The following is a 14,730-nucleotide window of genomic DNA, read 5'->3' as shown; positions in this document are numbered from 1 at the left end:
GCGCCTCGCAACCGGCGCGCGGGATTTTTCCGCTTTCCCTCTCAGATCTTGCGCAGGAGCGTCGCGTCGGTCGTCGGGGCCTGGTAGTTGCGCAAGTAATCGGGGGTCATATGCTCGACCTGCCCGGCCTGGCGGGCCTGAGCGCGGGCGAGGCGCGGATCGATGTCCTCGCGGAAAGCGACGCCGAAGCGGCTTTCCTGCACCCAGGCGACCGAGCCTTCGACCCAGCCGATATTGCGGATGTTGACCGAGACGACGGTACCGCGCACGACGCGCACGTTGCCTTCGCCCATCATGCCGCCGGCCGAGAGGTTGCGCACCTTGATCCGGAAATCGCCGTCGAGACCGTCCACGCGAAGGTCAGCCATGAGGAACAGGCTGTCGCGCGCGATCTGCCGATTTTCACCTTGGTTCATGCGATCTTCGTCCGGGCGTTTCGAAATGCACGTCACGATCGTGCCGCCATTGCGCGGCAAACTACCGTGCTTTGGCCTATAATCCTAGCCGCCAATGGCAAACAAAGGCTTAATGTCCCGGCTCCGGACAGGATCGGAGCCGGGTCTTGACCTGATCGTGCGGAATTGCGCCACCGGCCCAAACCGGTGCCGCGATTCCAACAATCAGTCGTCGCGCGAGACTTTTTCGCGACGCTCGTGCGCTTCCTGCGCCTCGACGGTCATCGTCGCGATCGGACGGGCTTCGAGACGACCGAGGCCGATCGGCTCGCCGGTGACCTCGCAGTAGCCGTATTCGCCTTCCTCGATGCGGCGCATGGCCGAATCGATCTTGGCGATCAGCTTGCGCTGGCGGTCGCGGGTGCGCAGTTCGATACCCCAGTCGGTCTCGCTCGAGGCGCGATCGTTGAGGTCGGGTTCGCGAATCGGGCCGTCCTGCAACTGCTGCAGCGTGCCCGCTGCCGCATCGAGGATCGACTTTTTCCATGCCAGAAGCAGCCGCCGGAAATAATCCTGCTGTGCCTCATTCATGTATTCTTCGTCAGGTTCGGAAATGTAGGCGCCGCCAATTGCACGCTTTGCCTTGGCGAGTACATCGATTTCGTCAGCTAGGGCCGTTGCCATCCAGAGAAACTCCGCAGTGCTTCCACAGATCGCCAACGCCCTGCAGCCCCGAATTTTTTCCGGTAACCGTACAACGATCCGCAGTTGAGGCGGCCTATAATTCCGCACTCTTGACCGCACAAGCGTATATCCGTGGCGATCCACAAAATTCTTAACGCCGTCTCCGGGTGACACAGAGTTAATCCGCAGGAAGGGCCTGCGCGCAGTCGCCGTTAACCATTTCTTGATCGCCGTCGGACAGATTGGCCAAATCGAACGCAGGGGCCATTTGCAAACGATTGAGGTCCACGCGGTCACAACCCTTTTTGAAGGCACGGGGATTACGATGGAAACTGTCTGGATTAACCAGGATCTCGCCACGCCGGCCGCCGCGAACGACTTCGCAGGCGACATGCTCATCGCCGAGGCGCTGTCCGCCGCCGCGCAGGGCGATGCCTCGGCTTATTTCGATCTCGGTGTCGCCTTCTCGACCGGCAGCCACGGCGCCCCCTGCGACCTCATCGAAGCGCACAAGTGGTTCAACCTCGCCGCCGTGGGCGGGCACGAGGAAGCTACCGTCTGCCGCGCTGAAGTCGCCGACGACATGACGGCCCGTGAAATCGCCGAAGCCCAGCGCCGCGCGCGCCAGTGGCTGGGCGCGACGGTCCGCAAGGCTGCCTGAGCTAGGCCTTGCGGAAGGGCGAATGCCCGCCAAGCCGGAGCTGGTCGGTGGCGATCCCTGCCCGCTCCTGCTCGAGATATTCGGCAATCGCGGATCGCAGGCCGTCGTGGACGATGTAGTGCGCTGAGATCGTGCGCACCGGCTCGTATCCTCGCGCCAGCTTGTGCCCGCCCTGCGCGCCCGCTTCGACACGGCCTAGGCCCAGCCGGATCGCGACATCGATCGCCTGATAGTAGCACAGTTCGAAGTGCAGGAACGGCTTGTCGACGACGGCGCCCCAATAGCGTCCGTACAGCGCCTCCTCGCCGATGAAGTTCAGCGCGCCCGCCACCGGGTGCCCGTCTAGGAAGGCCAGCACCATCAGGATGCGATCGGCCATCGTCTCGCCCAGCAGGCTGAACGCCTCGCGCGTAAGATAGGGGCGTCCCCATTTGTGCGCGCCTGTGTCCTGGTAGAAATCCCAGAACGCTTCCCAGTGCGCCTCGGTGATCTCCTCGCCTGACAGAGCGCGAATCTCGACGCCCTCCTGCGCTTTCTCCCGTTCCTTGCGCAGATCCTTGCGCTTGCGCGACGACAGTTGCCCGAGGAAATCGTCGAAAGTCGCGTAGCCGCGATTCTCCCAATGAAACTGAATGTCCTCGCGCAGCAGCCACCCGGCGTTCTGGAACACGGGGACCTGCGCCGGTTCGATGAAGGTCGCGTGGGCGGAGGAGAGGCCATTGTCACGGCACAGCGTCTCCGCCGCGCGCAGTAGCGGCAGCATGAGTTCGGGATGCGGTGTCAGCAGGCGCGGGCCGGTGGCCGGGGTGAAAGGTACCGCAATCTGCAGCTTGGGATAGTACGAGCCGCCGGCCCGGTGCCAGGCATCGGCCCAGGCATGGTCGAAGACGTACTCGCCCTGCGAGTGCTCCTTCAGGTAGGCCGGAAGCGCGGCGGCGAGGCTGCCGTCAGGACCGTCGATCACCAGCGGTAATGGCGTCCAGCCGCTGCGGCCGCCGACGCTGCCCGATTCCTCCATCGCAGTGAGGAAGGCGTGAGCGACGAAGGGATTCGCCCCATCAGTCAACGCATCCCACTGATCGGCGGGCAGATCGCCCACGGCGCCGAGCAGGCGGGCGGTGAAGGCGCCCTCGCTCACGCGTCCCCTTCGCGAATCTCGAAAATGGCCGCATCGGCGTAAGCGGCGGCGCGCTCGTCGTGCTCGGGCGCGCGCACCGTCCAGGTCGCGACCGGCAGGCCCCGGCGGCGCTGGGTGGCGGCGAAGCGGCTCGGCAGATCGCGCACGTCGTAGGCGAGAAAATCCGGCCGCGCATGCCAGAGCCACAGACGGCGACGGATCTTGCCCGCCAACGCGCGATCCTCACCCTCGGAAATGATGAGGCCGCGCACGGTGTGGGGCGAATGGCGCCAGTACCAGCGCGATACGCGCGGGTCGAAACTCATGACGGCATGGTTGCCGGTATAGCCCTCCAGCACCCGGCGCACCGCCAGACACAGCGCGGCGATGCGCGCCTTGCGGTCGGACTTGATCTCGATGAGCACCGGCACCCTGCCGCCGACTTGCGCCAGAACCTGCCGCAGGGTCGGAATGGTCTCTGCCGTGCCCGACAGAGTTATCGTGCCCAGCTGCGCGGCGCTGCGGCGCTCGGTGGGGCCGCTCTCGCCGGTCAGGCGGTCGAGCGTATCGTCATGGAAGACGACCGGTTGCCCATCACCGGAACGCTGCACGTCCAGTTCGATGCCGTTGCCTGCCGCGATGGCCCTGGCAAAGGCCGCCCGCGAGTTCTCCGGCACGCCCGAACCGTGTAGCCCGCGATGGGCATAGTCCTGCGCCCCGATCCACGCGACCTTGCGCGGATCGGGTGCAGGTGCACGCCAGCGATCAAGCAGGGCGAACGGCAACGATGGCGTCCACTTCGACGGCGGCGCCCAGCGGCAGCACCGGCACGCCGACCGCGCTGCGCGCATGCTTGCCCGCATCGCCGAATACCGCGACCATTAGCTCGGAGGCGCCGTTGATGACCTTGGGCTGGTCGGTGAAATCACCGGTGGAATTGACGAAGCCGCCCAGCTTGACGATCCGCTCCACCCGGTCGAGCGAGCCGAGCGCGGCCTTGAGCTGCGCCAGGATCATCACGCCGCAGGCCTGCGCCGCCTCGGTTCCCGCCTCGATCGAGACGTCCTCGCCCAGACGGCCGGTGACGAGCTTGCCGTCCACGAAGGGCAACTGGCCGGAAACGTGGGCCAGGCCACCCGCCTCGACCACGGCAACGTACGCGGCAACCGGGGCCGCCGCCGCAGGCAGGGTCAGGCCGAGTTCGGCGAGACGGTCATCAATCTTGCTCATGGAATTCCTCTTCTTCGCGGGTCAGGCTGGGGGCCGTAAGATTGGTCAGCAGCCAGGGGAGCGCGGTCTTCCAGTCATCGATCCGCGCGTGGGCGTGGCCGAGCTGGAGAGCGCACTTGATGTTGGGGGCGATCTTCGGTTCACCGCACAAGTGCAGTCGGCGAACTTGGGGGGAAACCTCGAAGACCGACCCGTGATGCTGCGACAGGTCGTCGATGAAGACCGCACGGCTGGGCCGGTACTCGTCGAGGATCGCCTGGAGCGCCGGGCCTTTCGGCCCCTGGTTGGTGAAGACGCGCAGCGGCATGCCGTGTTCGATCAGCTGCGCCTCGCGCGCCTCGCGGCGGAAATCCATGAGGTTGGTGAGGACCACCACGTCGGCGTGCTCGCGGATCGCGGCGATCGCATCGACGGCGCCTTCGATCGGCGTCTGGCGGTGCATCTGCGAATCGAAGAAGCCGTTGAGCAGCGTCCACATCTCCGCCTGTTCCAGCGGCGTGTCGCTGCCGATCCGGCGCATCGACTTGTAGAACTCGCCGTTCTCGATGTCGAAGTGGACGCCTTCTTCCTCGGCCAGCCAGTCGCGGAAGTGCTTGATCATGTGGAGCAGCACTTCATCGCAGTCGGTGATGAGCAGCGGTTTCGTCATGCGCCCAGCTTCCTTTGTGCGGCAACCAGCACCTCGGGCTGGACGCCCAGCGCATCGGCCGCGCCCAGCAGGTCCGGCTCGTGCGCGCACAGGAAATCCATCACCGCACCCAGCGTGGAGGGTTCACCCAGCGAGGCGCGCAGTTCCTCCGGCATCAGGCCGGTGAGCGAGAGGAAACGCTCGGCACGGTCCTGATCGCTCAGGACCCAGCCGAGGGCATTCAGGGCCAGCGCCTGCGGATCGGATGGGGATGAGGGCTCTCGAAGAATTGTCAGTCTCACTCGGACGGAATAGACGGGGTATATTACCCCAGATGGTCATCAGGGCGTCGAATGGCAAAGCGAATCCTCATTGTCGAGGACAACGATCTCAACCGGAAGCTGTTTTGCGACGTGCTTCGCAGTCAGGGCTACGCGGTGGAGCCGTGCGCCGATGGCCTCGATGCGCTCGACAAGGCGCGGCAATTCGTGCCGAATCTCGTCATCATGGACATCCAGCTGCCCAATGTCTCGGGGCTGGACCTGATCGAGGCGGCGAAGAAGGACCCCGTCCTGCGCACGATTCCCGTACTCGCGGTGACCGCTTACGCCGGCAAGGGCGACGAGGAACGCATCCGCGAGGCAGGCGCCGAAGGCTATCTGGCGAAGCCGGTTTCGATCGGCCCGTTCATGCAGGCGGTACGGGCGCTGCTGTAAGCGCGCCCTTGACATGTTACACCCGCGCCGCTTTTGCGCCGCAATTCCCGGCCAGAGAGCCGCCCGACGCTTTCGGAGTTAGATACCCATGGACCGCGCAGAGACTTCGGCCCGCATCGCCGCGCTGATCGAGCCCTTCAACAAGAAGGGCGTCGAAGTGACCGATGCCACCCGTTTCACCGACGACCTGGAGTTCGACAGCCTGACGGTGATGGACTTCGTCGCCGCGATCGAGGACGAGTTCGACATCATCATTTCGATGAATGCCCAGGCCGAGATCGAGAACTACGGCCAGCTCGTCGATGCCGTGGTCAAGCTCAAGGGCTGATTGCAAATGTCTGATACTACTGATCTTTTCAGCAAGTTCGATCCGCTCATCAAGATGCGGAGCGACCTTCTGGCCACCGGCGTGACCGATCCGTTCGGGCTGGTCATGGAGAAGGTGATCTCGCCCACCGTCGCCCTGTGCAACGGGCGCGAGACGATTTTGCTGGGCACTTACAACTACATGGGCATGACCTTCGACCCCGACGTGATCGCGGCGGGCAAGCAGGCGCTCGACGACTTCGGCTCGGGCACCACCGGCAGCCGGGTACTCAACGGCACCTACGCGGGCCACAAGGCGGTAGAAGAGGCGCTTTGCGACTTCTACGCCATGGACCACGCCATGGTGTTCTCGACCGGCTACCAGGCCAACCTCGGGATCATCTCGACCATCGCCGGCAAGGGCGATTACATCGTCCTCGACATCGACAGCCACGCCTCGATCTGGGACGGCTGCAAGATGGGCGACGCCGAAGTCGTGCCCTTCAAGCACAACGACATCGAGGCGATGGAAAAGCGCCTCAAGCGCATTCCCGAGGGCGCCGGCAAGCTGGTGATCCTCGAGGGCGTCTACTCGATGCTGGGCGACATCGCCCCGCTCAAGGAAATGATCGCGGTCGCCAAGAAGTACGGCGCCATGGTGCTGGTCGACGAGGCGCACTCGATGGGCTTCATTGGCCCCAACGGGCGCGGCGTGGCCGAAGAGCAGGGCTGCCTCGACGACGTCGACTTCGTGATCGGCACGTTCTCCAAGTCGGTCGGCACCGTCGGCGGCTTCTGCGTCTCGAACCATCCCAAGTTCGAGATCATGCGCCTGGTCTGCCGCCCCTACGTGTTCACCGCCAGCCTGCCGCCGAGCGTCGTCGCCACCGCGACCACCTCGATCCGCAAGCTGATGAACGCGGGCGAGAAGCGCGCGCATCTGTGGGACAGCTCGCGCACGCTGCACAAGGGCCTGACCGACGCGGGCTTCCAGCTCGGCACCACCGAACCGCAGAGCGCGATCATCTCGGTCATCATGCCCGATCTGGAACGCGGCGCGATGATGTGGGAAGCGCTGCTGCACGAGGGCCTCTACGTGAACCTCGCGCGCCCGCCGGCGACGCCTGCGAACATGACGCTGCTGCGCTGCTCGCTCTGCGCCGAGCATTCGGCAGAGCAGGTCCAGCAGATCATCGGCATGTTCACCCGCGCCGGGACTGCGGTGGGGATCATCTGACCTCGCATTCCTCCCCGAGCAAGCTCGGGGAGGAACTACGTCAGCTATGGATGGCCACGTAGTTCAGGAAAGCCGTCATCCAGCCGCCGAGGAAATCGGCCGACTGCGCGCCCACGGTGCCGTCCTCGTTCAATAGCCCGTCCTTCCACTGCAGGAACGCCTCGGGCGCGCCGAGCGTCGGCATGTCGAGATAGGCCAGCACGTTGCGCAAGTGCTGCTGCGCCAGCGCCGTCCCGATCGCGCCCACCGATACGCCGATCACCCCCGCCGGCTTGCCCGCCCAGGCGCTCTGCCCATAAGGCCGCGAGGCATTGTCGATCGCGTTCTTGAGTACGCCCGGCATCGAGCGATTGTATTCGGGCGTCACGAACATCACCCCGTCCGAACCCGAAATCAGCGCCTTCAGCGCCTTGACGCTCTCCGCCTGATCGCCATCGTCGTCCTGATCGTAGAGCGGCAGCGCGCCGATGTCGGCGAACGTGAAGTCATGCCCCTCGGCGGCGGGCAGGCGGATCAGCGCCTCGGCCAGCTTGCGGTTGAACGATTCGGCGCGCAGGCTGCCGACGACGACGGCGATCTTGGACATGGCTGTCTCCTCTTGCGGATGCGCCGGGTATCCACCCGCAGCATGTCAGGAGCAAGACCCCGTCAGTGGCCGGTCTGTCAGTGAATCGAGATGATCCCGTCCACCGCGCGCCATTCCTGCGGCCCGATCAGATGATTGTGGGCGATCCGCACCGAATGGAGCGGCCCCTCGATCTCGCGCGTCCAGTAGTCGAGGAAATCGCGCAGCACCGGGAAGCGCGGCGCCACGTCGTATTGCTGGAAAGCGAAGAGCTGCAGGAACCGGGGATGGTCGGGCAGGAAATAGTGGATCTCGACAGTCGTAAGGCCATAGCCCTCAAGCTGCCTGAGGAAATCCGCGGAAGCGCGGAAATCCGACGATGCTCCAACCGGTAGACCAGCCATAGCCCTCCTTCCGGCACCGCTACCTTGCGGTGCAGCACGGAGAGGATGACACAATGGTTACAGCCGTCAAGTCACTGCGAAGGGCGGAAAATTCCGTAGATGATGGGCCGCCGGCGTCGTGTGCCTCTCAGACCGTCTGCACCACCGCCGAAGCGCACTTCTCGTCGGTCTGCTTCGATCCGCCGCCGAGCAGCGAGACGGCGAGGAACCCGGCGATGATCAGCACCACGAAACCCACCGTCACCTTGCCCAGATGCTTGTCGATCACCGCCTTGATCGGCGCACCGAATAGGCGGAACAGCACGCCCACGATCATGAAACTGATCGAGCGCGAGACGATCGAGGCGCCCACGAACACCAGCAGGTTCATGCCGATGAAGCCCGCCGTGATCGTCAGCAGCTTGAACGGGATCGGCGTCGCGCCCTTCACGATGATGATCTCGGCGCCGTAGTCGCGCAGATAGCAGGCGGCCTTGGGGAAGCTCTCCGACAAGTGCAGCGCGTGCAGCAGCGCTTCGCCGAAAGCGGCATAGGCGAAGTGGCCGATCGCATAGCCCAGCAATCCGCCCGCCACCGATGCCACCGTGGCGATCGCGGCATAGCGAATCGCCTTCTTCGGCTCGGCCAGGCACATCAGGCCCAGCAGCGGGTGCGGCGGGACGGGGAAAAAGCTCGCCTCCATGAAGGCGAAAGCGGCCAGCCACCAGCCGGCATGGCGGTGCGAGGCCTTGGCCATGGTCCATTCGTAGAGGCCGCGCAGCATTCGAGAATTCCCCCCGGGAGACAGTCGGCACCCTGGTCAGGGCGCGATGATAGGATCCAACCACCCCTCGTCATTGCGAGCGAAGCGAAGCAATCAAGGGCAGTGCAGAACGCCCTTGATTGCTTCGCTTCGCTCGCAATGACGAGTTCGCGGTAAAGTTATCGTGATCTAGAAGCCGCGCTGCATCGCGGCAAGCATCAACACGAAAACCAATTTGGTTATTTTTGTTGACATTGTTCCACCATTTGGGTACATAACAGGAACAACGCAGACACCCCCGAGTCGTCCCGCCGCTCTCTCCGGTTCGCGGACGTGCCCGCCTCTCCAGTACAGGATCCCCCCCATGGTCGAGCCGAAGCAGGCTTCGCCCGGCGCGAAGACGCGCCGTCCGCGAACCAAGATCAGCGCCGCATTAATGGAAGAGGAAGAGGGCGACCTCAACAAGCACTGGCGCAAGTATTTCCTTGCCGCGCTGGCCGAAACCTCGAACGTCACCGCCGCGGCCGCCATCGCCGGTGCTCACCCCAGCCGTGCCTACAAGGTGCGCCGGCTGGACCCGGAGTTCGCCCGCAAGTGGCAGACCGCGCTGCTCGAAGGCTACCAGAACCTCGAACTCGAAGTGCTCTACCGCCTGCGCTTCGGCGAGGCCAAGGATGGCGCGGTCAAGTTCGACAACGCCAATGCCCTGCGCCTGCTCGGCCTCCACCGCGAGAACGTGGCGCGCGAAAGGGCAATGCGTGAAAACGAAGACGTCGCGGTCGTGCGCGCCGCCATCGACGCCAAGCTGGAACAGCTGCGCCGCCAGGTCGTCGCCCGCCGCAGCGCGGAGACGAAGGACGCCGCGAATGGCTGATTACGACTGGCTGCGCGAGGCGACCGAAGCCGAGATCGAGGAGCATATCGCCGCGCTCGATCCGGAGCATCGCCGCGAATGGACGTGGCACTGGAATCTCTGGGCGCGCCCCTCTCTTTCACCAAAGGAGCCTCACCATGCCCGCCCAGAAAGGCAGCGCCTTCCTCCTCAAGATCTCCAACGGCAGCGTCCCCGCCGCCTACCAGACCGTCGCCGGGCTGCGCACCACGCAGATGTCGGTCACCGGCGACGCCGTCGTCGTCACTTCCAAGGACAGCGGCGGCTGGCGCGAACTGCTGTCCGGAGCAGGCGTGCGCTCGGTCTCGGTGAGCGCGGCGGGGATCTTCCTCGGCAGCGCCGCGGAGGCACAGGTGCGCGCCAACGCCATGGCGGGCACGCTCGCCGACTACGAACTCAGCTTCGAGGACGGCGAACGGCTGCGCGGCAAGTTCCTCGTCCAGCGCCTCGACTACGCGGGCGATTTCAACGGCGAGCGCAACTACACGCTCCAGCTCGAAAGCTCGGGCGAGGTGGTCCCGGCATGACGCCCAACCCCCTGCGCGGCGAGGCGGCCATCGCCATCGGCCACGGCGCCTACGTGATGCGCCCCAGCTTCACCGCGCTCGTCGCCGCCGAGGAGGAACTCGGTCCCCTCTTCGCCCTCGTCGAGCGGGCGGGCGCGGGCGAACTTCGCCTCGCCGAGATGGCCACGCTGTTCTGGCACTGCCTGCCCGAAGCCGACCGGCCAAGCCGCGAAACGGTGGGCGCGGCGATCGTCGCCCAGGGCCTCGCCGCCTGCGCCGCGCCGCTGCGGGTGCTGCTCGCGCAAGTGCTCAAGGGCAGCGCGTGACTTTCGCGGCCGCCGCGCTGGCCCTTTGCGGCCTGTCCGCGCGCACGCTGGGGTGGCGGCCTGCCGAGTTCTGGGCGGCCACCCCGGCCGAACTGGCCGCCGCGCTCGGCCTGCTCTCCCCCGGTGCGCCTGCGGGCTTCGACCGGGACACCCTCGTCAAGCTGATGGAAACCGATCATGGACGATGAAATCGACAGCCTCCTCGTCGAGGTCCGCGCCAGCACCGACGGCTTCGCCCGCGACATCGCGCAAATGCGCGGGGCCGTGGACGGCGACCTCGTCTCCGGCTTCACCCGCGCAGGCGACGCGCTGGAAAAGGGCCTGTCCGGCGCGATCCGCAAAGGCAGCCTGGGCTTCGACGACCTCAAGCGCACCGCCGCCTCGACGCTCGACGCCATCGCTGGACAGGCCGCGCAGACCTTGGCCTCGGCGCTGGTCGGCGGCAGCGGCGCGGGCGGCGGGCTGGACCTCTCCGGCCTGCTGACCGGCGCGCTCGGCCTGCCGGGCCGCGCCACCGGTGGCAACGTCGCGCCCGGACGCGGCTATGTCGTGGGCGAGCGCGGGCCGGAGCTGTTCGTGCCGACGTCCGCAGGCCGCATCGAGACCGGCGGTTCGACCAGCCGCGACGTGCGCGTGGCGATCAACCTCTCGGCCCCGCGCGGTTCCAGCGCGCCGCAGTCGCTGCAGCGCTCCAGCCGCCAGGTCGCGAGCGCCGTGCGCCGCGCCCTCTCGAACTGAGGAGAGACCTCATGGCATTCTGGCTCGCCAGCAAGCGCGAGGGGCAGGCGAGCGACTGGCTCATGCGCTTCGACCCGCGTTTCTGGACCCTCAACTTCCCGCGCCCGATGGTGGCGACGGTGGTGTCCACCGCCCCCGATGGCTTGCGCGTGGAAGCCTCGTTCCTGCGCAAGACCGACCTTGGCGGGCTGATCTGGGACAGCGTCGATGCGCTCGACCACCCCCTGCTCGCCTACCGCACCGACCGCGATTATGCGCATACCTCGCTGCGGTTCCGCTGGCGGTCGGGCGGGCTGATCCCGCTCGACGCGATCAACGGCCCAACCCTCACCATCGAGGGCCGCGACGAAGCGGGCGCGTCGCATACCTGGTACGTGCGCCTCTGGAACTATGCCGAGGGGACGGGCGAGGACGCAGTCGTCACGCTCGATTTCTCGGCGCTCGACGGCGGCTACGCCCTGCCCGCCGACGCCGACCGAGTCTGGCCCGGCGCGATCGAACGAATGTTCATCTCCTTCGCCCCGCCCGGCTATGACGACGCCAGCCCCGACCCGCTCCCCGCCGAGACCGAAGGCTGGTTCGAGATGACCGAAATCGCCACCGACGGCGCCCGCGCCATGCTGGAGATCGGCGACGTCGTCATGCCCGCGAACGGCCTCGCCATCGCCACCGGCTATGACGATCAGGGCATTCAGACCCCGGCCCGCCTGATCCGCGCCGTGCGCCAGCTCGGCTATCGCGGATCGGTGGTGCATTACCTCGGCATGAGCCACTATTTCCGGCTCGCGGCGAACGGCGGCCGATACCTCGCCGGGCAGGGCGGCGATCCGCTCAACGGCCCGACCCGTAGCTGGCACCGCGCCTTCTTCGCCGAGTGCCTCGCGGCGGGCCTCAGCCCGATGGCCTCACTATCCTACGAACTGCTCGACCAGCACTGCCCGGAAGACTGGAAGCAGCGCGACTTGGGCGGCAACCCGGCGCTGACCGGCTGGGATCCGCCCTCCACCCTGCTCTCGCCCGCGAATTCGCAGGCGATGGCCTGGCTGCAGACGGTCAGCGCGGCGTTCGCCGGATCGCTCGCCGAGGTGGGCGCACCCGTCCGCTTTCAGATCGGTGAGCCATGGTGGTGGACCTTCGGCGACGGGCGCATCTGCCTCTACGATGATGCAGCCAGGGCCGCATTCGGCGGGTCGCCCGCCGCCATTCCCGACATGCGCGCACCGCTCTCCCCAGCGCAGACGGCGATGCTCGATCAAGCAGGCGCGCTGCTGGCGCAATCGACCGCCGACCTCGTCGCGGCGGTACGCACGGCGATCGCACCCGCGCCGGTAGAGGCGCTGGCGCTGGTCTTCACCCCCACCCTGCTCGCGCCCGACATGCCCGAACTGAAGCGCGCCAACCTGCCGACCGGCTGGGCCGCGCCCGCGTTCGACCGGCTGCAGGTGGAAGACTACGACTGGCTCACCGCCGGTGCCGACGCCCACCGCCGCAAAGCCCATGCCGAAGTCGATGCCCGCCTCGGCTATCCGGCGCAGGAACAGGACTACCTCGCCGGTTTCGTCCTCAGGCCAAACCAGCGCGACCAGTGGCTCCGCATCGACGCCGGGATCGACGAAGCCCTGACCCGCGCCCCCCACGAAGTCGTAGTCTGGGCGCTGCCCCAGGTCGCGCGCGACGGATACGTGCGCCTCCCCCCGCCGCCAACCTCAGGAGCCGACCCCATGCAGGCCTTCGACGACGTGCTCTACCCGCTCGCACTCGGCCGCGACGCGACGGTGGTGCCCGAATTCTCCACCAGCGTCTCGGTGACCGCCTCCGGCTTCGAGCGGCGCAATTCGCTGTGGTCCAACGCCCGGCTGCGCTTCGACGTCGGCCCGGGCGTGCGCTCCGAGGCGGAACTGGGCGCACTCATCGCCTTCTTCCGCGCCCGCCGAGGTCCCGCTCGCGGGTTCCGGCTGCGCGATCCCAGCGACTTCAGTTCGAGCGGCATGGTCGCCGCGCCCGGCCCGCTCGACCAGCCGCTCGGCACCGGCGACGGCATCAAGGCCGGGTTCCCGCTCATCAAGCGCTACGGCGAGGGCGAGGACGCGCAAGTCCGCCGCATCACCCGGCCCGATTTCGCAACGGTTCTCGTCTCCATCGACGGGGCGCTGCAGGTCGGCAACTGGACTCTGGCCGAACATGGCGTCGTCACCTTCGACGACGCCCCATCCATCGGCGCGGACATCCGCGCGGGCTTCCTGTTCGACGTCCCCGTCCGCTTCGCCGAAGACAGCCTCGAAGTCTCCGGCGCCGCCTTCGCCGCAGGCGAGGCGCCCAGCGTGCCCGTCGTCGAAATCCGGGAGGCGTCATGACCCGCCGCTGGTTCGCCGACGACCTCGAAACCGTCGCCACCTTCTGGCGCATCCTGCGCGGCGACGGGGTGGCGCTGGGGTTCACTTCGCATGACCGCGACTTGTGGTTCGACGGCGTGCTCCACCGCGCCTCGCCCGGCATGGTGCCCAGCGCCATCCGCAAGAGTGCCGAGTTCGAGCCCGACAGCGCCGAAGTGCGCGGCTCGCTCACCCATGAAGCGATCGACAGCGCCGACCTCGCCGCCGGACGCTTCGACGGCGCGCAAGTGCGCATCGGCCTCATCGACTGGGAGACGCTGGAGCACGAGGTACTCTACGCCGGAACCATCGGCACGGTCAGCGAGGACGACGGCGCCTTTTCCGCCGAACTCGTCTCGCGCAAGGCCGAACTGTGGCGCGATCCCACACCGCGCACCAGCCCGGCCTGCCGCGCCGGTTTCTGCGCCCCCGGCTGCAACCTCAACCCACAGAAGTTCACACGCGAAGTACGCCTCGTCAGCATATATACCGCCGCCAATGCCGCGCTGTTCGAAGGTACGCCCGAAGCCGCCAATCACGCAGGCGGAAGCCTGCGCTGGCTCGACGGCCCCCAGGCGGGCATCGCGATGGACGTTATGGGAGGAGATGCGAGCGGCCTGATCCTGGACGTCCCCCTCGCCGAGACGCTTGAGCCCGGCACCCGCGCCGTGCTGCGCGAAGGCTGCGACCACACGCTCGACACCTGCTCCCAGCGCTTCGGCAACGCCGTGAACTTTCGAGGCGAACCGTTCCTGCCCGGAAACGACATGCTCACCCGCTATCCCGGACCGGTTCAATGACGGGGGCGCAACTCGCATCGGCCGCCCTGGCGCTAGTCGGGACGCCCTTTCGCCTGCACGGGCGCGAGGCAGGCGTCGGCCTCGATTGCGTCGGCGTCATCGAGGCCGCGTTCGCACGGGCCGGTCGTAGGGTCCGCCTCGCCAACGGCTATCCGCTGCGCAATCGTACGGCTCCTTCTGCCTGGACGGCTCTCGCGAGCCTTGGGCTGGAGCCGGTCGACGGGGCACTTGTCCCCGGCGACGTGCTGATGATCCGCCCTTCCGCCTGCCAGCTACACCTCGCCATCGCGACCTGCGCCGCGCGCGTGGTCCATGCTCATGCGGGGCTGCGACGGGTGGTTCACGGCGGTCTGCCTTCCGAATGGCCGCGCCTGCACCACTGGCGCCTCACCTCAAATCCGGGAAACTGAC

At 66.8% G+C, this 14,730-nt stretch carries 22 protein-coding genes; 12 read left to right on the top strand and 10 right to left on the bottom strand.

The features are described 5' to 3' along the window. Positions 1-41 precede the first annotated feature (41 nt). A complete protein-coding gene (locus PKE80_RS00485) occupies positions 42-416 on the bottom strand; it encodes a PilZ domain-containing protein (RefSeq protein WP_271180823.1) in 375 nt (124 codons plus the stop codon). A 204-nt stretch (positions 417-620) separates the two neighbouring features. After that, a complete protein-coding gene (dksA, locus tag PKE80_RS00480; protein ID WP_036526871.1) occupies positions 621-1,079 on the bottom strand; it encodes an RNA polymerase-binding protein DksA in 459 nt (152 codons plus the stop codon). 325 nt (positions 1,080-1,404) lie between these two features. On the opposite strand from dksA, the gene PKE80_RS00475 reads away from it, so the two are divergent. Then, positions 1,405-1,740: an SEL1-like repeat protein gene (locus tag PKE80_RS00475; protein ID WP_036526870.1), complete on the top strand. Its 336-nt coding sequence runs from the start codon at positions 1,405-1,407 to the stop codon at positions 1,738-1,740. A gap of 1 nt (position 1,741) precedes the next feature. On the opposite strand, the gene PKE80_RS00470 is transcribed toward PKE80_RS00475, so the two are convergent. Genes PKE80_RS00470 through PKE80_RS00450 form a run of 5 tightly spaced genes read right to left on the bottom strand, consistent with a single transcriptional unit; the run spans position 1,742 to position 5,017 of the window. Further along, entirely contained in the window at positions 1,742-2,878 is a 1,137-nt protein-coding gene (locus PKE80_RS00470; protein WP_271180822.1) for a GNAT family N-acetyltransferase, read from the bottom strand. After that, a complete protein-coding gene (locus PKE80_RS00465; protein WP_271180821.1) occupies positions 2,875-3,642 on the bottom strand; it encodes a glycerophosphodiester phosphodiesterase family protein in 768 nt (255 codons plus the stop codon). The genes PKE80_RS00470 and PKE80_RS00465 overlap by 4 nt, the downstream gene beginning before the upstream one ends. Continuing rightward, on the bottom strand, positions 3,623-4,087 hold the full coding sequence (locus tag PKE80_RS00460) for a RidA family protein (protein WP_008827775.1): 465 nt from the start codon (positions 4,085-4,087) through the stop codon (positions 3,623-3,625). The genes PKE80_RS00465 and PKE80_RS00460 overlap by 20 nt, the downstream gene beginning before the upstream one ends. Next, positions 4,074-4,736: an HAD family hydrolase gene (locus tag PKE80_RS00455; RefSeq protein ID WP_271180820.1), complete on the bottom strand. Its 663-nt coding sequence runs from the start codon at positions 4,734-4,736 to the stop codon at positions 4,074-4,076. The genes PKE80_RS00460 and PKE80_RS00455 overlap by 14 nt, the downstream gene beginning before the upstream one ends. After that, on the bottom strand, positions 4,733-5,017 hold the full coding sequence (locus PKE80_RS00450) for a DUF3572 domain-containing protein (protein ID WP_271180819.1): 285 nt from the start codon (positions 5,015-5,017) through the stop codon (positions 4,733-4,735). Before PKE80_RS00450 ends, PKE80_RS00455 begins: the two co-directional genes overlap by 4 nt. A gap of 51 nt (positions 5,018-5,068) precedes the next feature. On the opposite strand from PKE80_RS00450, the gene PKE80_RS00445 reads away from it, so the two are divergent. From PKE80_RS00445 to spt, 3 genes are all read left to right on the top strand, one after another. Beyond that, positions 5,069-5,431, top strand: coding sequence for a response regulator (locus PKE80_RS00445; protein WP_271180818.1), 363 nt, complete (start codon positions 5,069-5,071; stop codon positions 5,429-5,431). An 88-nt stretch (positions 5,432-5,519) separates the two neighbouring features. Further along, a complete protein-coding gene (locus PKE80_RS00440; protein ID WP_008827771.1) occupies positions 5,520-5,759 on the top strand; it encodes an acyl carrier protein in 240 nt (79 codons plus the stop codon). 6 nt (positions 5,760-5,765) lie between these two features. Next, positions 5,766-6,974, top strand: a complete 1,209-nt coding sequence (gene spt / locus PKE80_RS00435) for a serine palmitoyltransferase (protein WP_271180817.1) — start codon at positions 5,766-5,768, stop codon at positions 6,972-6,974. A gap of 40 nt (positions 6,975-7,014) precedes the next feature. Here the strand turns inward: spt and PKE80_RS00430 are convergent, their stop codons facing one another. From PKE80_RS00430 to PKE80_RS00420, 3 genes are all read right to left on the bottom strand, one after another. Continuing rightward, the gene (locus PKE80_RS00430; RefSeq protein ID WP_271180816.1) at positions 7,015-7,560 is read right to left on the bottom strand and encodes an NADPH-dependent FMN reductase; all 546 of its coding nucleotides are present in this window, start codon (positions 7,558-7,560) and stop codon (positions 7,015-7,017) included. A 77-nt stretch (positions 7,561-7,637) separates the two neighbouring features. Then, positions 7,638-7,943 (bottom strand): usg protein, encoded by a 306-nt coding sequence (locus PKE80_RS00425; RefSeq protein ID WP_271180815.1) that lies wholly within the window; start codon positions 7,941-7,943, stop codon positions 7,638-7,640. Positions 7,944-8,070: 127 nt separating this feature from the next. Next, entirely contained in the window at positions 8,071-8,706 is a 636-nt protein-coding gene (locus PKE80_RS00420; RefSeq protein WP_271180814.1) for a YqaA family protein, read from the bottom strand. A 343-nt stretch (positions 8,707-9,049) separates the two neighbouring features. Here PKE80_RS00420 and PKE80_RS00415 point away from each other — a divergent pair, with 343 nt between their 5' ends. The 8 genes from PKE80_RS00415 (at position 9,050) to PKE80_RS00380 (ending at position 14,729) form a co-directional block, all read left to right on the top strand. Then, positions 9,050-9,559 carry a hypothetical protein gene (locus PKE80_RS00415; protein ID WP_271180813.1) on the top strand — a complete coding sequence of 170 codons (510 nt, stop codon included), beginning with the start codon at positions 9,050-9,052 and terminating at the stop codon, positions 9,557-9,559. Between the two features lie 137 nt (positions 9,560-9,696). Beyond that, complete coding sequence (locus tag PKE80_RS00410) at positions 9,697-10,104, top strand: phage major tail protein, TP901-1 family (RefSeq protein WP_271180812.1); 408 nt, start codon at positions 9,697-9,699, stop codon at positions 10,102-10,104. Further along, positions 10,101-10,409, top strand: coding sequence for a gene transfer agent family protein (locus PKE80_RS00405; RefSeq protein ID WP_271180811.1), 309 nt, complete (start codon positions 10,101-10,103; stop codon positions 10,407-10,409). Before PKE80_RS00410 ends, PKE80_RS00405 begins: the two co-directional genes overlap by 4 nt. Continuing rightward, a complete protein-coding gene (locus PKE80_RS00400) occupies positions 10,406-10,597 on the top strand; it encodes a phage tail assembly chaperone (RefSeq protein ID WP_271180810.1) in 192 nt (63 codons plus the stop codon). Before PKE80_RS00405 ends, PKE80_RS00400 begins: the two co-directional genes overlap by 4 nt. Continuing rightward, positions 10,587-11,147, top strand: a complete 561-nt coding sequence (locus tag PKE80_RS00395; protein WP_271180809.1) for a tail tape measure protein — start codon at positions 10,587-10,589, stop codon at positions 11,145-11,147. Before PKE80_RS00400 ends, PKE80_RS00395 begins: the two co-directional genes overlap by 11 nt. Before the next feature lie 11 nt (positions 11,148-11,158). Beyond that, entirely contained in the window at positions 11,159-13,501 is a 2,343-nt protein-coding gene (locus PKE80_RS00390) for a DUF2460 domain-containing protein (RefSeq protein WP_271180808.1), read from the top strand. Then, a complete protein-coding gene (locus tag PKE80_RS00385; RefSeq protein ID WP_271180807.1) occupies positions 13,498-14,319 on the top strand; it encodes a phage/gene transfer agent baseplate hub protein in 822 nt (273 codons plus the stop codon). The genes PKE80_RS00390 and PKE80_RS00385 overlap by 4 nt, the downstream gene beginning before the upstream one ends. Further along, entirely contained in the window at positions 14,316-14,729 is a 414-nt protein-coding gene (locus tag PKE80_RS00380; RefSeq protein WP_271180806.1) for a hypothetical protein, read from the top strand. The genes PKE80_RS00385 and PKE80_RS00380 overlap by 4 nt, the downstream gene beginning before the upstream one ends. The last annotated feature ends 1 nt before the right edge of the window (position 14,730 follow it).

Source organism: Novosphingobium resinovorum (genome assembly GCF_027922145.1).
In the GTDB taxonomy this organism is placed as follows: Bacteria; Pseudomonadota; Alphaproteobacteria; order Sphingomonadales; family Sphingomonadaceae; genus Novosphingobium; species Novosphingobium resinovorum.
This window is presented reverse-complemented; position numbering and strand designations above follow the sequence as displayed.

Excerpts from the sequence above, each read along its gene's own strand:
- PKE80_RS00440 (WP_008827771.1), top strand. The coding sequence starts at position 5,520 with ATGGACCGCGCAGAGACTTCGGCCCGCATCGCCGCGCTGATCGAGCCC.
- PKE80_RS00410 (WP_271180812.1), top strand. The coding sequence starts at position 9,697 with ATGCCCGCCCAGAAAGGCAGCGCCTTCCTCCTCAAGATCTCCAACGGC.
- PKE80_RS00475 (WP_036526870.1), top strand. The coding sequence starts at position 1,405 with ATGGAAACTGTCTGGATTAACCAGGATCTCGCCACGCCGGCCGCCGCG.
- PKE80_RS00455 (WP_271180820.1), bottom strand. The coding sequence starts at position 4,736 with ATGACGAAACCGCTGCTCATCACCGACTGCGATGAAGTGCTGCTCCAC.
- PKE80_RS00485 (WP_271180823.1), bottom strand. The coding sequence starts at position 416 with ATGAACCAAGGTGAAAATCGGCAGATCGCGCGCGACAGCCTGTTCCTC.
- PKE80_RS00415 (WP_271180813.1), top strand. The coding sequence starts at position 9,050 with ATGGTCGAGCCGAAGCAGGCTTCGCCCGGCGCGAAGACGCGCCGTCCG.
- spt (WP_271180817.1), top strand. The coding sequence starts at position 5,766 with ATGTCTGATACTACTGATCTTTTCAGCAAGTTCGATCCGCTCATCAAG.
- PKE80_RS00395 (WP_271180809.1), top strand. The coding sequence starts at position 10,587 with ATGGACGATGAAATCGACAGCCTCCTCGTCGAGGTCCGCGCCAGCACC.
- PKE80_RS00425 (WP_271180815.1), bottom strand. The coding sequence starts at position 7,943 with ATGGCTGGTCTACCGGTTGGAGCATCGTCGGATTTCCGCGCTTCCGCG.
- PKE80_RS00380 (WP_271180806.1), top strand. The coding sequence starts at position 14,316 with ATGACGGGGGCGCAACTCGCATCGGCCGCCCTGGCGCTAGTCGGGACG.
- PKE80_RS00460 (WP_008827775.1), bottom strand. The coding sequence starts at position 4,087 with ATGAGCAAGATTGATGACCGTCTCGCCGAACTCGGCCTGACCCTGCCT.
- PKE80_RS00390 (WP_271180808.1), top strand. The coding sequence starts at position 11,159 with ATGGCATTCTGGCTCGCCAGCAAGCGCGAGGGGCAGGCGAGCGACTGG.
- PKE80_RS00385 (WP_271180807.1), top strand. The coding sequence starts at position 13,498 with ATGACCCGCCGCTGGTTCGCCGACGACCTCGAAACCGTCGCCACCTTC.
- PKE80_RS00445 (WP_271180818.1), top strand. The coding sequence starts at position 5,069 with ATGGCAAAGCGAATCCTCATTGTCGAGGACAACGATCTCAACCGGAAG.
- dksA (WP_036526871.1), bottom strand. The coding sequence starts at position 1,079 with ATGGCAACGGCCCTAGCTGACGAAATCGATGTACTCGCCAAGGCAAAG.
- PKE80_RS00420 (WP_271180814.1), bottom strand. The coding sequence starts at position 8,706 with ATGCTGCGCGGCCTCTACGAATGGACCATGGCCAAGGCCTCGCACCGC.
- PKE80_RS00430 (WP_271180816.1), bottom strand. The coding sequence starts at position 7,560 with ATGTCCAAGATCGCCGTCGTCGTCGGCAGCCTGCGCGCCGAATCGTTC.
- PKE80_RS00405 (WP_271180811.1), top strand. The coding sequence starts at position 10,101 with ATGACGCCCAACCCCCTGCGCGGCGAGGCGGCCATCGCCATCGGCCAC.